Origin of the sequence: Dickeya dadantii NCPPB 898 (assembly GCF_000406145.1) — a bacterium.
Taxonomy (GTDB): domain Bacteria; phylum Pseudomonadota; class Gammaproteobacteria; order Enterobacterales; family Enterobacteriaceae; genus Dickeya; species Dickeya dadantii.
This window is the reverse complement of the sequence record NZ_CM001976.1, coordinates 3,122,559-3,140,197: the sequence shown is the minus strand read 5'-3', so window position 1 is coordinate 3,140,197 and position 17,639 is coordinate 3,122,559. Positions and strand designations below refer to the sequence as shown.

Below are 17,639 nucleotides of genomic sequence, written 5' to 3'. Positions count from 1 at the left end.
TACTAGGTAAAGATAAAACAATGGGAATGTCAGCTTTTCGCTCATAACCGCCTGATGCTATGCGGGGGATTTAGTGTCAGAATTGGATATTGCTATTCTCATGATATGTTCGTTGACGGAGAACACTTTGAACCAGAGCAAAGATGGATACCCACAGGGCCCGTTAGTACGAGCAGTGTGGGACTGCTGTGATGAGCTTTATCAGAAACTCGGTCGAGCACCCTCCCGACAGGAATTCAATGATGAAATTGGCAAACGCGAACCCCATCGCATAGGTATTAGCACCCATTCCCGCCAGTGGGGAGAATGGATGCGTCATCATAATTTCTCAACATATGTTGTTGATGTACCTGGTATAATTCCTGAAGAAATGCACTATCCGCAATATCTCCGCGTATGGTATGCCGTGACACAACTAAATTCCGCTTCTGCTACAAATATTGTTAAGTGGATCCGTAACAGCAACGCCCCCCTGAAAGAGACCGAGATTCGTATTCAACTGGATGCATTAACCGTCAATAGCAACTCCCGGTATCGATATCTTGGTAGCCGAAAAAGCGCCCAGACTGACCAGGGTAGCCCATACGACTTGTTATTTCGTAGCGGAAACCTACAAAATACACGGTATGAACAGTATGTGCAGGAGCTGCACGGCATATGGGATATTGCCGATGATGGTAGGACGCCAATTCAGATTGCCGCCCCAAGGCCAGGAGATCGGATGGTAGTTGAAGCGAGAGATGAATTATTCAATGAATTGCCTGAAGATGAAGGTGACTTTCGCCTCAAAGCACTACGTGAGGTCATTATTCGAGAAGGGCAACCAGTATTTAGACGAAAGCTCATTGAAGCTTATGAGGGTAAATGCGCAGTAACGGGCTGTTCAATCCAAGTGTTGCTTGAAGCTGCACATATCACCCCCTACGCAGGAGCTTGGCATACCCGTGCTCAGCATGGGCTGTTACTGAAAACGGACATCCATACTCTATTTGACCGTGGTTTGCTCTGGATTGATATCGAGTTGAAAATAAGGATATCAGAACAGTTGGCTGGGACAGAATATGCAGAGTTAGATGGCCGATATCTCAGGTTACCTAAAGATAAGCAAAACTGGCCGTTAACAACTCATTTGATAAATCATCGGCAATATTGGATTGAAAATCATAATGACGTTGAAAGTGCTTAACGCTACTACTGTCTGCATCTCGCTCAATGCTGCCTGTCAGATTTGATTGTGTTCTGTCCTGCCCGCGAAAACTTTAAGTTCAAGTCTAAGGTAATGCAGATGAAAAAAGCCCGTAGCGATGAAACTACGGGCTGATGTTTTCCCTGATGCTGTTTATGGCATATCAATTATTTCGACGGTGAAACCTTCCATTTTCCTTCAAATTTAAAGAACTTAAGCTCCATGGTTGATGTTCTTTCACCCAAAAACGGGATCTTTGCATTGTAGTCGACGGTGCATTTGTAACCGCCGTCGCTGTCTTTCTCTTTGCATGCGATTTTCTTGGCTGAATTGAAAACGACTCTTGCTGATTCAGACGGTGCGCCTTTGTTCATCTCTTCAGTAAAAGATTGCATTGCTTTAGATACATCAGCATCTGATGGTTCGCTGTCACAGCCGGTGAGAAAATAGGACAGCACCAGTAATAAACCTAAGGATAGTTTTTTATTCATCATGGCTCTCGTTTTGAGGATTGCTGAATTTAAAAGTATTTAAAAGTATTTAAAAGGGACCGCGTTTCATTTCACTGGCACTGGCAGTGAATTCATAAGAGCTGACTTTTTCACCTTTAAACGTGATGAGAATTGATTTTTCTTCAATATCCGTTCCGCCAGTCAGTATTCCTACAATCGGAATATATGATGTTGGTTTACTGCGGTAGTTATGCATAGAATAAGACCATTTCTCCTCATCATCTGAGGTGATACGTTTATCCGGCTCACCAAAGGCGGTTAATACTTCTGACTTGGTGGTTTTTCCTTTTACAATTTTAGCTTTTACGTCTTCCTGCGTTACATTTTTCAGAGTCTGATTACCGAAGGAATAACATCCAGAGAGAGTGAGTGATACCAATGTTACGATGATAAATTTTTTCATTAATTTAAACCTTTAAGGATTTACTATTATTAGGTCTTAACGTGTAAATGAAATAACCAGACGATTGAACTTGATATTAAACTTGCTAGACCTGATGTTTAACCATCTGATGAGGACATGACAGACCAGTGTTGATAACAAATAGATATCCCATAGATCATCATTTTTAAAATCAAAAAGGAAAATAATAAATGAAACAGCAGAGATAATATTAGTTACGATAAAGGTAACAGGGAAAAAACTTGGGACGGGCATAGCAGAACTATAGACACTAGCAGTAAATCTTACTATAGGTCGAATAAACAAAAGCAGAGTCAATGTCGTTAATCCAAAGACAATAAAACATTTTTCCGGCATGTTTACATGTCGTTCTTTAGTGGTTTCATTAACGATCAGTGCATCATGAAATGATGCATAGGAATGATGGTCATGATAGCCATTGAATTCGTATTTTTTAATACGATGCGATTCACGGAACGGTAGGCCATGCGCGGAAATTTGTGTCTCATCCCCATCATCTGTTTTTACCCAGATAGTGTCATTGTTCGGGTTGTAGCTGATGACAGTGCCTGAGAGCGTTTCCTGAAACGTATATGCGCGACCGCAAAATTCAAATTTTTCAGTAGTGATTTTCTCTTCCCACTGTTGGCGGATCCAGATTCTGGAATCTGCGTCTTCTTTCCTATTTTTGTTGTAGGCAAAAAAAGCCCAGATGAGCAGTGGGGCACTGATAGGTAACCAGAGCCACCAAAGCTGAATTGCACCTGCCATAAAAAGCCAGTCGATAAACACAGGAAGCAATACGCCGATCCAGAAACGTCTCATGAATAAAAGGCTCATACAAATTCCTTAATAGCTGAGTGAAAGTCATATTCGATGTATGAAGAGGTCAGGAACTATGTATGAGACGAAATTTGTCATTGCTGAACCTATATCGTTAGTTGAATAAGTAAATAGACCAGTTAAATCAGTCTATTATGGGAAAAGGAACAGCTACATTTTGAACAGTTGTGATCAAACAAAGCAAATCGCTTATAACGATCGATGGTTTACTTGTGATAGATAAAAACTATCATAAATTAAATATAAATCGGTATTAACGATCGTTAATCTTGTGTTTTTTGTATGAAGAAAGGCTTGCTGGACGGCTTCTCAGCCCTACATTTGGAATGATGATGAGTGTGATTTTTGCGGAGTCTGGATAGTGGTTTTTGGTGTTGCCGTAATTTCTATCATCTTCACGCCAGTGATGGTGTTGTGTTTTCCTGGGCGTTTGAGTGTCGGGATTTTGAGTTTTTTTAGCATGCCAAGGATGATGTTGAGGTAGGGGATGGTTTCTAACCATCTGAAGCCGGTCTGAATCATAGAGAGGCGTTTTCTGTGGTGAGCTTCTTTTGCCGCTTCGGTTACATGTGCTTCTTTGTTACTTGCACCAGCTTTCTTTTACTGCTTCGGTTGCATACGCTTCTTCAGCATCAGCATCAGCATCAGCATCAGCATCAGCATCAGAGAGAAGCGCTATGGGATAAGTGATAGCGTATTTATCCTGACCGGCATCTTTATTGAGGGTAAGCATTTCGGTGGGAGTGTTAACGTCTGCTTTGAAGATTTCAGGGGTATCTATAGCAATGGTCATATCAAGAGCTTCGCTAACCGATGCCTTACTGACTGAGGGCATTTTCAATGCAAGCAGGAAAGCATTGTCGCGTTCCGGCTGGTAGTCGAGCCTGTTTTGTAAGGCGGACCAGGAATAACATTTACCTAACTGCGAAGCTTTGAAAGCAATCCCCTGGTATTCGAATGAAAACCCATTCATCTTTCCGGTAGAAGCGATATTCGGGACTGCCATGATCTTTCGTGCCACAAGCTGTGTCACAAATTCAGTGGTGGATGGTTTATCGACAAGTAATTCTTCCAAGGCTTCCTGGATGACCGATTTTGGTGATGGTTCTCCTTTATACTTCTCCATCATCGCTTCGTTACGTGACAGTGTTTTAGGCTTTGGTTTTGCGCCCATCTGTTTCTGGAGCGGGGATTTTCTGGATAGCGAAGGAGGGAAGGGCGAAGCTGGGGATGGTGATGCTACCAATTCTGGTCCTTTGGTTCTTAGTGAATAGTCGCGTTCAAGCTGCTGGATTATACGGGTGCTAATGAGGTTTTCATTTTTGCCCAAGTAAAGGCTTCCATTAGTGAGATCGATACGGCTGGCAATAATGTGGATGTGCTGGCCTGCTGCGTCGTCATGAAGGATATAACATCTCAGATGCGTTTCAGAGAAGCCCATTCGTGACATGTAATTATCAGCAATTTTTGACCACTGAGCATCTGTCAGCGCTTCGCTTTTCGGTAATCGAAGTGAATTATGCCAGACGGGTTTAGTAACATCCGGGCGAAGCGTTTTGGTGGTATTGAATTCGGCGATCAGATCTCCGGCTATATCCCCCAGCATGTTCCCACCAATGACATAAGGTGTGCATTTGTGGTGAGAATCTGGTTTTAATGCATAGAGAACGACACCAGTGAAGTTTTTACCCCGTCTGATCTTCTGCATTCCCTTCATGGGAAGCACTCCACATATTATCGGTGATCAGATTTGTGCGAAGCTCTGAGATCTGACGCTTCACGGCAAAGAGTTCAGTTTGTGAGAGAGAACTATCATTGCTCTTGCTATCCAGATGAGCGACAAGCCTGTTCAGCTTCTGCGAAATATCACCAAGGGTTTTCCATGCTTCGAGATTAATAGAGGGAATTACGGAGGGAAGGTTATGCAGAAATGCCATACGCAGCCATTCGCCTTTGCGATGACTACCACGCCTTTCATTCAGAAGCGATAATTCTTCACTATTTAATCTGACACTGACGCAATGGCTGCGAAGGATATTATTAAAAGTATTACCAGTGCTCATATGAACTCCTTTTCATATAATTAAATCAAAGCATATTCCTTATGCTTAATACTTACTTATATGGCAGAAGCTAACAATGTCAATGCATGATGTTGATTTTGCTTTTAATTTTTTTCAACCGAAGGGCGAAAAAAACAAGGGAGAACTCGGAGAAGCCAGCGTAGCGCTTCGGAGAGTTAGCCCTTGCTTAACTATATTATATTTGTATCTTTCAAAAAATATTTGATTTTAATCTATTATGTGGTACGTACATGTTGTGAATTAAATTAATTGAACTGGAGTTGTCATGAAAATATACCTTCTTGTTTTTGCTGTTTTGAATGTTATAGGTTATGTGTGGATTTTTAATTTTTATGATAGTGAAGATAAAATTCATCAAACTATCACTATCTGTTTTCTTGCTATTAACATGCAGATATTAATACTTCCATTTATGCTTTTGGGACTATTAAGGAGTAAAGGTGGCTAATCGAGTATTCTTATTAAGAATTTTGCAATTTTATATTTTGTGTTTGTGTTTGTGTTTGTGTTTGTAAGAGATTTTAAATAGTCTAATAGGCTAATGAAAAATTTCACACTAATGAATATACATAAGAAGTATAAAGTAAAATATAAACAGAAAATTTTTATATAATCAGGTATTTCTTTTAATATAATAGATTTGACGGGGACTTCAGACAGCTTAAATATCAAACCACAAGATGTTAGCATTCCTAGAAAAAATGATACAGCATCTGCTTGTTTTTTCAGCAACTCACCTAAAAAAGGATAAAATACTCTAAAATACAAAAAACCGAAAAAAATAGGTGTGAAATAACCTAGTTCATAAAACTTATATTCGTTATAAGCCCCTAAAAGAAATAAAGAACCAAGAATTATACATATTACTAAATATATTATCATCGAACGTTCGAATTTTTTGTCATTTTCATTCTTGTCTTCTACTATTGTTGTACTTTTACTTATAAATACCTTTATTTCATATTTACTATTCATAAATATTCTATTTTTTTTCTTGACCTCTACATTGATCTTTGCATGATCACCTTTGTAACCGAATTCATCTATGAAGTTTGTTATCGCAGTATTTTTTTCTGTTTCAATGTCCATGCTATATCCTATTTATTTGTATGACATTTTTTAGCTTTGTGGCGGAAAGTTTTATTGTGATTTTTATCATGAAAAAAAATTCAAATTAGCTTGTGAATAATTGTACCACCACTGGTTTGTTTTCTTTAACGAACTGTGTAACAGAAACATGCTACAGGAAAATTGGGAAAACAAGAGGCAGTGATCATGTTTACTAATGTAAATTATTACCACGATCACTATTGGTAATGTATGGAAGCATTGAGGGAAATAATTCAGTATGAAAATGTATTTGAAATGTGATAGTTAAATGCTAATGCAATACATCGTAGGGTTAGCAATGATGTAATGTGTTATACTTAATTGTTAATGATTATTTTAAATGGAAAGAGATAATTATGCCTAAAAGAAATTTTTCTGATGAAGAATATAAAGAAGTTTTTTTATCCGATAAGGAAATAAATAATAAGTCACTTAGTCATGCATTGGATATTAGAAAGTATGAAATAGATCTTTATTGGAAGAGAGCTACATATTTTTGGACGTTTATAGCTGCGACCTTTGCTGGATTTATAGCTATACAATCATCATCTTCTTCATCGAAAACAGATCTATCTGTTTTATTATTTTCTCTTGGTATCGTTTTTTCATTTGGTTGGCTTTGTGTAAATCGTGGTAGCAAATATTGGCAGGAGAATTGGGAGAATCATGTTGATATGCTAGAAGATAAGGTCAATGGCCCTTTATATAAAGTAATCTTATCTCGCTCTAAGCCTATAGGAATAAAAGAAAATTTTATCCACATTCTCACCGGTCCATCACCTATTTCTGTATCTAAAATAAATCAATTAATCAGTCTTTTTATAACCATAATATGGTGTGGGTTGCTATTTTATTCACTCCCCAAATTTTCCGTTGATTCTGATGTTAATTGGTATTACACCATTCTTGTTTCGCTGACTATTCTTGTGTGCTGCGGATTTTTAACTATAGCTAGAACATATAGTGGTGGATATTGGCACTTAGGGACAATAAGAACTTCAAGTATAAATAATCAATGATGAAATCATAACGTATCATATTATAAAGAGCTATAAGATTATAGCTCTATTATTACTTAAAATTTCAATTATAAATGGAATTTATTTCATATCACTGAGTTTGTGTTCGTCTTCCGCATGAAAATCCTGATACAACCAATCCAACCGTTCCCAAAGAATGAACGTCAGAATTTCTTTGACTTGTGGCTGTTTGGTTTCGATAACGGCGTAGATCAATGCTCTGCACTGATCGATGATTTCTTCCTGCTCTAAAGGTGTGTTATCGAACATAACGCACCTCCGTAGCTTGTTGCCGGAACAGATTAAAATAACGTTTAACTTGTTTAAGGTGCTTATCCAAAAGGGAATTGCTAGACTTGCTGATAGCCATATCGTTACTTCCTTAACGGTGTGGTTAGCCCCTGTCTGGTATTGCACTACCTTTCAGGGGCGAAACAGGTGATGAGTATAAGATGCGTTTGTGATATTGTACGTACCTATAAAACTCAGCATAGTTAAAAAGGTACGTACATGTCAACGATTAAACGCGACACTAAAAAATCTTCATCAGTGGGGAAATCACCCACTTTTCAGATCCGGATCTCACCTGAGTTACGTGAACAGCTCGATGAAGTCGTAGCAAAAGAAGGTGTCAGCCTCGGCAACTGGTTCAAAGAACTTGCCCGTAAAGAGCTTCGTAAGCAGGGGATTGAGCCTAAGTGATCTCTTTTCTTTTTATAAGATCTCTACGTCCTCTGTCTGTATAAAAAAACAGTATTCTAAACAGAGTTTTAGATCACTAAACATGTCTGTGTAATTTTATTTTTTCCCGTTTTCATGATATATGTCGTTTAAATGGTTTCATTTGCGTCCGCAGGATAGCTGGATAACAATTGAAATTTTTAGCTATTGCAGGAGAGTCAGGTGGCTAAAAATAAAGCGATAAATGCTGGGGTTGATGCGTTAACTGGTTTCGAATTTCAAAGAAACTGTGCGCTATATCTTCTATTAGAAAATTTCAATTCTTTCGTAAATAAGAGTTTTTTTATTTGTATTGAACATCATGATGACTTTCTCTTTTGTTTTAAAACCGACTGCTTGAATTATATTAACGAAGTTCATGCCTACCAAGCCAAGAAACTCAGTGGGAAAATATGGACTATAGACGCTAGATTCTCAGAGATGGTATCGAAAATACTATTGGTTGGGGATAATCTGAGAAATGATTCTTTCGAAAAAAGTGAAGATTACAAGCACCAGTTAACATTTATATCAAACACCGAAATGGAATTAAAATACTCACCATCAAAGAAGCTTAAAAACGAAGGTGTTGTTGAGCAGGTATCAAAGATAAACGAGCAGAATTCTCTCTGTTTATATGATAAGTTACACGAGAATATTAAAAATAAAATCGAAAAGAAAGTTGCTGAGATCTGTAGTGATGAGTCTTCTGTTTTCCATCGACAGGAATTAGATAATTTAATTATTCAGTGGGTAGATTTTCCTAGAACAGCGGCGAAACAGAAAGAATCGCTTATAGGACTAATGTCTAGAAAGTTTCCACATATAATTGATCCGAAAGCGGCTATTGACGTAATACTTAATCTATTTAGGAATGTGGAGACAGTATATAATCAAGGGCAGGAGATATGCTTGCTTGATCCAGCAAAAAGGGTTGAAGGTGAGGAAGTTAAGATGGTTATGAATATAATTGACTCACAGCAAAAAGCATTCGATCACTGGCGAACAGCCGCTCAACAATTCTCAGTACAATTTAAAATACCAATGAACATACAGAAAAGACATGGAGATTACATAATTAATTCTTTTGAATTACTTAAGGATATGAGTAATTACGATTATCAAATTATTAAGAATTTTATTAGAAATAACGATTACACAGCCCAGTATTTTACTATTCAAGATATATTAAATGCATATGTTAACGATATTAAAAAGAATCACCATTTAAACCTAAGTAATATTGATACTTTTTTTGCGGTTCTTTGTTCTTATGTGGAGTGTTATGATTAAGGAATGCCATGAAGACAATTATCAGATTTGATAGACTTTTTGTTGCTTCTGAAACACATGGTTTATATTTTGACCAAAGGTTTTCACATGCAATAAATATAATTAGTGGCTGTAATACTTCTGGTAAAAGCACTTTAATACAGAGTATATTGTTTACTTTTGGTATAAATGATGTCAAAGACGGATTAAGTGAAATTATTAATTATAATCCTATCTTTAGATTGGATTTTGTTATTAACAAAGGTCAGGGGGAAGAGAAATATACTATAGTAAGAAACTCAGGTAGCATATATTTAAGGGAAGTTGGAGGGAGCGTTGTTAGCTTTCATGGAATTGATGCTGATACGCGAGTTGAACATATAAAGCTTAAAGAAAAACTATCTCATCTTTTTGGTTTTAATATGCTTTTAGAGCAAAAAGGAGAATTAAAAAAAGCATCAATAGAATGCATGTTTCTTCCTTACTATATTTCTCAGTCTGTAGGGTGGGTCTATTTAAGAGAGTCATTTTCTAATCTTGGTTTTTATAAAGATTTTAAAGATACATACCTTGATTACTATTTGGGTATTGAAAACACATTTGATAAAGAGCATTTTTATCAATTAAAAAAAGAAACTGCGCAGCTTCAATCTAAAATTTCCTCGTTAAATAAATATAGTAATGAACCTCGCTTGGTTGTATCTAAATTATTAGATGAAGAGTTTGGTGATGAGGCTCAGAAATATATCGATGGTTATATTCAATCAATAGAACTGTTAGATGGTGAACGCGATACATATACAAGTTTATGTAATAAGTTATCATTGACTAGAAATCACCTTAAAATACTTAGAAGGACGAAAAGGAATATTAAAAGTCAAAGCTATAATGATATTGACCGTTGCCCTGCTTGCACACAAATACTTCCATACTCTTTAGAAGGGTTATATAGTTTTTATCAAAATATAAACGATACTGATAAACTTTTAGAGAAAATAAATTCTAAAATCCAAGAGGTTCAATCTGATATTAATAGTTCGTTGACGAAGATTAAAAACCTGGAAATAGATATATCGATTAAGTATTCATATTTCATAGAAAAAAAATCACAAAACATTTCTTTTGATACATGGATAGACAACAAAGCAAATGTACGGCTTTTAGCTAATATGCATAAAGAGATGGATGAGCATACTACAAGGGTTAACGATCTTAAATTACTAATTGATGGGATGGAAGAGGAGCAGACTCTTTTTTTGGCTCGGTTTAATAAGGAAAAAGATTTTAAAGATATATTTCAACGGTATCTTAATGAGATGCAATTATTCAATGTAAAAGAACCTAGATACACAGAACTATATAAAATAAATTCTTTCCCTTTCCAGGGCGTTGAGTTGCACAAAACTGTAATGTCATATCACTTTGCATTAAATCATCTCATTGATAAGACTGCTGAAATACATAGGCTTCCATTTATGCTTGATGCGATCCTTAAAGAAGATATTGATGATAGAAATTTTGATCTCATATTATCTTTTGTAGGGAAAAATCTTTCATCAGATACTCAGTCATTTATATCTATTTCAGAATATACAGATGATAAATCGACAGGCGGTGGTGAAAAAGTCAGCATTACTAGAAGGGCTAAAGTTCAAGATATTAAAGAAAAATATTTTCCTGAAAGCACGAGTTTATTTTTCATTGGTGATGGAAAAAATGAGAGAAGTTTTTTTTCTAAACCTTTGGATCTAAATTTAGATATTTATTTTGATACGTGTCGACTGATCGAATAATTTGCTAAAATTAATAGCTGACGAGTGGAGGATCCTTGTTAGCTATTAATGTTATAATTTTAATTTTTATTATCGATCTAAGCATCCCTGAAAGGGCGATTTATATATTTTCAATATACTAATAAGCCTAGTATTGAAGTGTTTTTTGTATCCGGATTTGGTACTTTATCACTCACTAAATCTGATTAATATCCAGAGTCTAATGTCTGTAGTGCTTTAAATATATTTCAACAAAAACATCACGAGGCTCAACTTCACTACCAAGAAGCTGCTTCTTAAACTCGTATATTAGGGTTATTTCGTTCTCAGTCAACGGGGAACGCCCATCGTAGTTTACGAATGAACAAATCGATTCGCTGAGCTCTTTGATATCCATATCATCCTAATCATTATAATTGCATCAATGGTCTTGAGTGTTCATTAACGATAATATGCAAAGCGCAAACCATTGAAAAGGAAATTTATATGGCTAATTATGCATACATGACTATCGAAGGTAAATCACAGGGATTGATTTCTGAGGGCTGCTCCACATTAGAATCTATCGGTAACCGATATCAGGCAGGGCATACCGATGAAATCATGATCTTGGCTTTTAACCATATGATGAGCAATGACGGCCATGCCGTTCATAACCCGATCACCCTGGTAAAACCTATCGATAAGTCAACGCCGTTAATGGCAATGGCATTGAACGAGCAAGAGAAAGTCAAAGTGCTGCTCGACTTTTACCGCACGACGCAACATGCCAAGCAAGAGAAGTTTTTCTCCATTCAGATCAATGATGGACTCATATCTGATATCAATCTTGTCATGCCTAATATCATTGATGATGGTGCTGGACTGATATTGGAGCATATCTCTATCAGATATAAAGATGTGACATGGACGCACCACAAAGCCGGAACGTCTGGTTATGCATTGTGGGAAATGACGAAGTTCATGAACTGAACAAGTGCAGGGGATACCCTGCATTTATTTTTCATCAAGCCATGTGAAGAATTTCCCTAATCCGAAGCAGACTGCAATGGCGATGATGAGATGAATGGTTTTTTCATTCCACGGAGCATATCCAACCAATAAAATATAGATAATACAAAGAAAGGATATGCTGAAAAGAGCAAAGATGATGTTTTTAAATAAAAATACGCCGATTTTTTTAAGAGTGTAAGCATATCATTTCATCCGGTATTCAACTTTATCAATCAGATTGTTAAACATACCTGCGCCATAAGTTCTTCTCATCTTTATCGCTTCAACCAATGGCTCGACTTGATCTTCGAAAAGAAAGAAAAGAAGATCTAAATCATCTCTTCTTAGTTCTGAATAAACTTCAGGATTCTGCTCTCTCAACGACCGGGATCTATATATTGCTCTATCCATCATCCCACCTAATAGCAATACATAATACACCATTGCGGTAGACACTTTTGGCATATTACCAATGCGCTTGGATGTGATCATCACTGCCTGAGAAACAATGAATCCACCGACCAATCCTCCGGCTACCTTATTATAAATTGCCTCTTTTTTAGCTTCGGAAACATTACGGTTGAAGATGTTGAATATGCGGGTTATTGCTTCAATGATCTTATCTCTTGATACAATCCCTTTATGAATCGCTCTGATCAGCCTTTCTACCTCTCTTTCTCTTGATGAGCGAGAGTCGGTATCTATAAAGCCATATGCGAGATAACCGTAGTTCTTGCCTATCTCTGATATTCCAGATCCCATCCCTTCATAAAAATCCGTAGTGGTTAGCATCTTCACTATACGGTCAGCCAGTTCATCCAGATCTGCTTCAGTCACTGTCATTCCATCCATGAATTACATGATTGCGTTACGATTGATTGTAATGCAATCAACTAATGAGCGGAATACATTCTTATCACATTAATAGATTGGTAAGTATTTCATTGGAAAGAGATTTGTTTAAGGTAGTGGTAAGCGGACACGTTAGCCTGGACAGCGACTTAAAAAGCTTGTCGTTTAGAAACTGAGAATGTAAAGCAATGAACCGAGGTGATAATACAATCTAGCCATCCTTGGCCTTAAATCTATCCTTTCTGTGCAAACTCAAACGGGCTAACTACTCCATTGCGATTCGCATCCAGAAAGTCTGCCCACCATTGCAGCATCAGTTTACGCTGGTCAAGATGACTGACTTTATGGGTATAAGCAGATCTAACGGTGTTTCTCTCTTTATGGCTCATTTGAAGCTCGACTGTATCTTCCGACCACAATCCAGATTCCGTCAATGCACTACAGGCTAACGTGCGAAAGCCATGCCCACACAGATCGGTTTTGGTGTCATATCCCATACGCTGAAGGGCTTTATTGATAGTGCCTGAACTCATCGCAGAATCATTGTCGTAAAACCCGGTGAAAATAAACCCGTCACCCGCTTTTTCACCATAAGTGATCTGTTTAACCTCTTTCAAGATCTCAACCGCCTGCCTGCACAGTGGGACAAAATGCTTTCTCTTCATTTTGGCACCACGACCAGAGTGTTTTACCCCTTTAACTTCCTTGCGTTGTTCAGGGATAACCCAGAGAGATTTTTTGAAGTCGATTTCACTCCATCGGGCAAAACGTAACTCACTTGACCTGACAAAAACTAATAATGTGAGCTTGATCGCTAATTCTGTTAAAAGACCCCGACCACGGTAGTTGTCGAGTTTTTGTAAGAGATCGGGAATTTCATAGATTTCGATAGAAGGGCGGTGCGCTGTCTCACCTTTTTCGATAGTGCCTTGCAAATCATAAGCAGGGTTATAACTGATGATCTTCTGTTGGACGGCGTATCGCATGATAGAGGTTGTATACTGCTTCAGGCGCATGGTGATGTCGAGATAGCCTAATTTCTCAACTTTTCTGAGGGGGATGAGTAAATCGCTGGTATCAAGCTCTGATACATCACGATTTCCCAGATCTGGCAGGAGGTAGTTTTCAATGCGTCTCCAGACCTTAACTTTGTAGTCTTCTGACCACTTGGTTTTGGTCTCAGCCCATGCACGAGCCATTACAGCAAAGGAGCGAGATTCATCATGTGTTCCTTGTCGCTCACGGCCTGATTTTTTTCTGGCTCCGGGATCAATCCCATTAGCAATCAGCTTACGCGCTTCATCACGACGCTCCCTTGCGTCAGTCAAAGAAATAGCAGGGTAAACCCCCAACGCTAACAGTTTTTGCTTCTGCGCAAAGCGGTAGGAAAGTCGCCAGTATTTAGAGCCGTTCGGGTGGACAAGCAGGTGCATACCAAAACCGTCAGTAAGCTTGTATTCTTTCTCAAGAGGTTTAGCTTTTTTTACTTTGGTGTCAGTAAGTGACATAGATTCTCTTTCCTTTTTGTTGGTATAAGGAAAATCTAACCAGAACTACCAAGAAATCTACCAACAAAATTGCTGGATATAGGTGTATTTCAGTGGATGTTAGTAGACAAGAGAAGAGGGGCAAGCAATTGATTAAATGCAAAAATGTAGACGCCCGTAGGCATCTACATTCTTTAAATTGGCTCCTCTGACTGGACTCGAACCAGTGACATACGGATTAACAGTCCGCCGTTCTACCGACTGAACTACAGAGGAATCGCTAAGTGGTGTGGATGATAGCGATAGCCTGACGGCTTGTCAAAGCATGTTAACGTCGCGGGCGACTGTTTGCTGAAGTTATAATCAAATGATTGAAATTACTGTGGTAGTCGGCGCTTTTCACACCAGGCGAACCGTTGAACTCGTTAGCGAGTGCACTTTCAAATAGCAGCGATCGCACTGTTTTGGTGCAAAAAACTCCTGGCATCAGGATACGACGGACAGCGACAGGGGGATTAGTATTGTTACTGCCACCGCTATCGCCATTGCTTTTACTTATTTTTAAGCGGGTTAAGCCATCGCCATGCTTTTTTTGATGATAGTGAAATGATCTGGCGCGCTTCTTGCTACTACTTAGTCGTAACTATTCAGGAGGTACACATGAATCTGAGACGGCTCAAATACTTTGTGAAAATCGTTGATATCGGCAGCCTGACCCAGGCCGCTGAAATGTTGCATATCGCGCAACCAGCGCTGAGCCAGCAAGTTGCCACGCTTGAAAGCGAAATGGAGAAGCAACTGCTGGTCCGTAGTCGTCGTGGCGTGACGCCGACTGAAGCGGGCAAAATTCTGTATTCGCATGCACAAACCATTTTGAATCAGTGCGAACAGGCTAAACATGCAGTGAATGGTGTACGGCAAACGGTAAGCGTTTAATCGGGTACGGTCAGCTACATCATCAGGCGTAGCTGACCGTATTGGTCTCAGGGCTGTTTTAAGGCGTCACGCCAGGGCGTTGGCTCTACGGCGGCGAATAAACTGATAGGCGATAGCCAGCACGACAAACCACACCGGCGTAACCATCAACGCCTGCAAGGTATCCGGCTGCAATGTCAGCAATACCATCACGAAAACAAAGAAAGCCAGGCATACCCAGCTCATTACTATTCCCCATGGCATTTTGTATGAAGAGGCTTGGTGCAACTGCGGCCGGTTCCGGCGGTACACCAAATAAGAGCACAGAATGATACTCCACACGAACATGAACAGAATGGCGGACACGGTGGTGACCAGCGTGAAGACCGTCATGACGTTAGGGATTAAATAGATCAGCACGACGCCGGAAAGCAGGCACAGGCACGAAAAAAACAGTCCTGCCGAGGGCACCGCCCGTTTTGATAACTGACCGAAACGCGCCGGCGCATCGCCTTGTCTCGCCAGCCCAAACAGCATGCGGCTGGTCGAAAATACCCCACTGTTGGCGGACGATGCGGCGGAGGTCAGCACGACGAAATTGATGACGCTGGCGGCGGCCGGCAAACCGACTAACACAAACATCTCGACAAACGGGCTGCGGTCTGCCGCAATGTGACGCCACGGCGTAACCGACATAATCATCATCAGTGCAAACACATAAAACATAATGATGCGTATCGGTATGGCGTTGATTGCACGTGGCAAAACCACTTTCGGGTTTTTGGTTTCCGCTGCCGTGGTGCCGACCAGTTCAATACCGACAAAGGCAAACACGGCTATTTGAAAGCCGGCGAAAAAGCCGCTGAGCCCTTTCGGAAACAGTCCGCCGTCCTGCCAGAGATTAGTCACGGATGCTACCGCGCCGGAAGGCGATGTAAATTGCATGATAACCAGAGCCGCGCCAATCACGATCAGCGCAACGATGGCGACAATCTTGATCATGGCGAACCAGAACTCCATTTCGCCAAACAGTTTGACGGTGGCCAGATTTAACGTCAGCAGCATCAGGACGCACAGCAGGGAACTGATCCACTGCGACAGGTCCGGAAACCAGAATTGTGCGTAGGCGCTGATGGCGACGACATCGGCAATGCCGGTCACGACCCAGCAGAACCAGTAAGTCCAGCCGGTAAAAAAACCGGCCCACGGCCCCAGCAGGTCGGCGGCAAAGTCGCTAAACGATTTGTAATTAAGGTTGGAAAGCAGCAGTTCGCCCATCGCGCGCATAACAAAGAACAGCATGAACCCGATGATCATATAAACGAATATAATTGATGGGCCGGCAAGGCTGATGGTTTTTCCTGACCCCATAAACAGGCCGGTACCAATGGCGCCGCCGATGGCAATTAACTGAATATGGCGGTTGGTTAGATTGCGCCGCAGATCGCTATGCCCGGTAGTGTCCGGGACGTGGTGCGTTTGTTCTGTCATGTAATGTGATTTCCGGATTGTGTCTGCCAGGGTGAGGGCGTTTGTCAGGTTTCGCTCCCGTTCCCTAGTGATATAAGAAGTTAGAATGGTTAATAGTAACACGGTATTCTTCTCATGATGAGTTGCGGCGTATTTCGTGTCACTTCGGTAGGTGCTTCAATCGATGGCGAATTTATATCCTGGAATCAGTCTGAAGCCGACTGGCAGCCGTGAGGGGTAACAAAATAGTGATAGGTTACAATGTGTTCGCCGATTCACCGTCCGCAGAAAAAATAAGATGAACTATTTGACAGATGACGTTAAGAAGAGAATAATCCGTCCCCGTTGGGTCGTTAGCTCAGTTGGTAGAGCAGTTGACTCTTAATCAATTGGTCATAGGTTCGAGCCCTATACGACCCACCAACACTTCCTTTCATTTGTGTTATTCTTTTTTTGATGCTAATGCATTTTCGCGCAGAAATATTTTCTCATTATTTAATTCCCCGGAATGATTACTCAATAACTCTATTTTGGGTTAAGGCGTGCTGTTTCGGAATAGATCACAAGTATTAAACTTTTATATTGCCATTTATCTGGCTATTTATCTGACAATAGCCTGCTTTGTTGACGAAATATAAATCATTATGTCAACATTCGCGCATTGTTGTTTTTATTTCTGCTTATTTATTGTGCGGGGAAGGCGGCTCATCCCCATCGGGCAATAGCGGGTTGCGCTGATGTCCGATGGGTTTTGATTAGCGGCGATAGACTGTTTTGATTTGCTTAATGGTTGTGCCGAATATTTCCGCCTCAGCAGGGTCTTCCAGTTGGGCAATGTATTTTTCCATGCTGACGATGACCTTGCCTGCATCAGCCTGACCAATGGATTTCAGCATCAACGTCATCAGCACTTTCAGGCAGCTGACTTCATGCGCCAATGTTTCGGGTGTAGAGGCTGTCGGAAAGTCGTTGTTGTTCATAGTGTCTCCTGTAACAAACGG

General features: G+C 39.8%; 16 protein-coding genes, 2 tRNA genes and 2 pseudogenes. 8 read left to right on the top strand and 12 right to left on the bottom strand.

Annotation, left to right across the window (positions count from 1 at the left end):
- Nucleotides 1-127: 127 nt before the first annotated feature.
- Nucleotides 128-1,186, top strand: coding sequence for an HNH endonuclease (locus DDA898_RS14165; protein ID WP_050570335.1), 1,059 nt, complete (start codon nucleotides 128-130; stop codon nucleotides 1,184-1,186).
- Nucleotides 1,187-1,353: 167 nt separating this feature from the next.
- Here DDA898_RS14165 and DDA898_RS14160 read toward each other — a convergent pair whose 3' ends face one another.
- The 6 genes and pseudogenes from DDA898_RS14160 to DDA898_RS14130 all read right to left on the bottom strand — a co-directional run bounded on the left by DDA898_RS14160 (nucleotide 1,354) and on the right by DDA898_RS14130 (nucleotide 6,117).
- The gene (locus tag DDA898_RS14160) at nucleotides 1,354-1,680 is read right to left on the bottom strand and encodes a hypothetical protein (RefSeq protein ID WP_236616671.1); all 327 of its coding nucleotides are present in this window, start codon (nucleotides 1,678-1,680) and stop codon (nucleotides 1,354-1,356) included.
- A gap of 46 nt (nucleotides 1,681-1,726) precedes the next feature.
- The gene (locus DDA898_RS14155; RefSeq protein WP_038911509.1) at nucleotides 1,727-2,101 is read right to left on the bottom strand and encodes an SEN1984 family lipoprotein; all 375 of its coding nucleotides are present in this window, start codon (nucleotides 2,099-2,101) and stop codon (nucleotides 1,727-1,729) included.
- Between the two features lie 36 nt (nucleotides 2,102-2,137).
- On the bottom strand, nucleotides 2,138-2,941 hold the full coding sequence (locus tag DDA898_RS14150; protein WP_038911508.1) for a hypothetical protein: 804 nt from the start codon (nucleotides 2,939-2,941) through the stop codon (nucleotides 2,138-2,140).
- A 318-nt stretch (nucleotides 2,942-3,259) separates the two neighbouring features.
- Nucleotides 3,260-4,661: pseudogene (locus DDA898_RS14145) on the bottom strand (relaxase/mobilization nuclease domain-containing protein).
- Nucleotides 4,630-5,007, bottom strand: a complete 378-nt coding sequence (locus tag DDA898_RS14140; RefSeq protein WP_038911507.1) for a hypothetical protein — start codon at nucleotides 5,005-5,007, stop codon at nucleotides 4,630-4,632. Before DDA898_RS14140 ends, DDA898_RS14145 begins: the two are co-directional and overlap by 32 nt.
- Before the next feature lie 465 nt (nucleotides 5,008-5,472).
- Nucleotides 5,473-6,117, bottom strand: a complete 645-nt coding sequence (locus DDA898_RS14130) for a hypothetical protein (protein ID WP_038911505.1) — start codon at nucleotides 6,115-6,117, stop codon at nucleotides 5,473-5,475.
- A gap of 377 nt (nucleotides 6,118-6,494) precedes the next feature.
- Here DDA898_RS14130 and DDA898_RS22440 point away from each other — a divergent pair, with 377 nt between their 5' ends.
- The gene (locus tag DDA898_RS22440) at nucleotides 6,495-7,157 is read left to right on the top strand and encodes a RipA family octameric membrane protein (protein WP_071604601.1); all 663 of its coding nucleotides are present in this window, start codon (nucleotides 6,495-6,497) and stop codon (nucleotides 7,155-7,157) included.
- A gap of 81 nt (nucleotides 7,158-7,238) precedes the next feature.
- Here the strand turns inward: DDA898_RS22440 and DDA898_RS14125 are convergent, their stop codons facing one another.
- Nucleotides 7,239-7,427, bottom strand: a complete 189-nt coding sequence (locus DDA898_RS14125) for a hypothetical protein (RefSeq protein WP_025919737.1) — start codon at nucleotides 7,425-7,427, stop codon at nucleotides 7,239-7,241.
- Between the two features lie 240 nt (nucleotides 7,428-7,667).
- Here DDA898_RS14125 and DDA898_RS14120 point away from each other — a divergent pair, with 240 nt between their 5' ends.
- The 4 genes from DDA898_RS14120 (at nucleotide 7,668) to DDA898_RS14105 (ending at nucleotide 11,893) form a co-directional block, all read left to right on the top strand.
- A complete protein-coding gene (locus DDA898_RS14120; RefSeq protein WP_038911504.1) occupies nucleotides 7,668-7,859 on the top strand; it encodes a type II toxin-antitoxin system HicB family antitoxin in 192 nt (63 codons plus the stop codon).
- A gap of 201 nt (nucleotides 7,860-8,060) precedes the next feature.
- Nucleotides 8,061-9,170, top strand: coding sequence for a hypothetical protein (locus DDA898_RS14115; RefSeq protein WP_038911503.1), 1,110 nt, complete (start codon nucleotides 8,061-8,063; stop codon nucleotides 9,168-9,170).
- 8 nt (nucleotides 9,171-9,178) lie between these two features.
- Complete coding sequence (locus tag DDA898_RS14110) at nucleotides 9,179-10,942, top strand: hypothetical protein (RefSeq protein ID WP_038911502.1); 1,764 nt, start codon at nucleotides 9,179-9,181, stop codon at nucleotides 10,940-10,942.
- A 465-nt stretch (nucleotides 10,943-11,407) separates the two neighbouring features.
- Nucleotides 11,408-11,893 (top strand): Hcp family type VI secretion system effector, encoded by a 486-nt coding sequence (locus DDA898_RS14105; RefSeq protein WP_038911501.1) that lies wholly within the window; start codon nucleotides 11,408-11,410, stop codon nucleotides 11,891-11,893.
- Nucleotides 11,894-12,118: 225 nt separating this feature from the next.
- Here DDA898_RS14105 and DDA898_RS14100 read toward each other — a convergent pair whose 3' ends face one another.
- The 3 genes from DDA898_RS14100 to DDA898_RS14090 form a co-directional block, all read right to left on the bottom strand.
- Entirely contained in the window at nucleotides 12,119-12,757 is a 639-nt protein-coding gene (locus tag DDA898_RS14100) for an Ssp6 family T6SS pore-forming effector (protein WP_236616670.1), read from the bottom strand.
- Nucleotides 12,758-12,999: 242 nt separating this feature from the next.
- Nucleotides 13,000-14,274, bottom strand: a complete 1,275-nt coding sequence (locus DDA898_RS14095; RefSeq protein WP_038911499.1) for a tyrosine-type recombinase/integrase — start codon at nucleotides 14,272-14,274, stop codon at nucleotides 13,000-13,002.
- 179 nt (nucleotides 14,275-14,453) lie between these two features.
- Nucleotides 14,454-14,529, bottom strand: a tRNA-Asn gene (locus DDA898_RS14090).
- 384 nt (nucleotides 14,530-14,913) lie between these two features.
- Between DDA898_RS14090 and DDA898_RS14085 the strand changes: the two are divergent.
- Nucleotides 14,914-15,180: pseudogene (locus tag DDA898_RS14085) on the top strand (LysR family transcriptional regulator); the annotation flags it as partial.
- Nucleotides 15,181-15,255: 75 nt separating this feature from the next.
- Here DDA898_RS14085 and cycA read toward each other — a convergent pair.
- On the bottom strand, nucleotides 15,256-16,659 hold the full coding sequence (gene cycA / locus DDA898_RS14080; RefSeq protein ID WP_038911498.1) for a D-serine/D-alanine/glycine transporter: 1,404 nt from the start codon (nucleotides 16,657-16,659) through the stop codon (nucleotides 15,256-15,258).
- Nucleotides 16,660-16,985: 326 nt separating this feature from the next.
- On the opposite strand from cycA, the gene DDA898_RS14075 reads away from it, so the two are divergent.
- Nucleotides 16,986-17,061: transfer RNA gene (locus DDA898_RS14075), tRNA-Lys, on the top strand.
- Nucleotides 17,062-17,393: 332 nt separating this feature from the next.
- On the opposite strand, the gene DDA898_RS14070 is transcribed toward DDA898_RS14075, so the two are convergent.
- Nucleotides 17,394-17,618: a DUF2594 family protein gene (locus DDA898_RS14070; protein WP_038901579.1), complete on the bottom strand. Its 225-nt coding sequence runs from the start codon at nucleotides 17,616-17,618 to the stop codon at nucleotides 17,394-17,396.
- Between the last annotated feature and the right edge of the window lie 21 nt (nucleotides 17,619-17,639).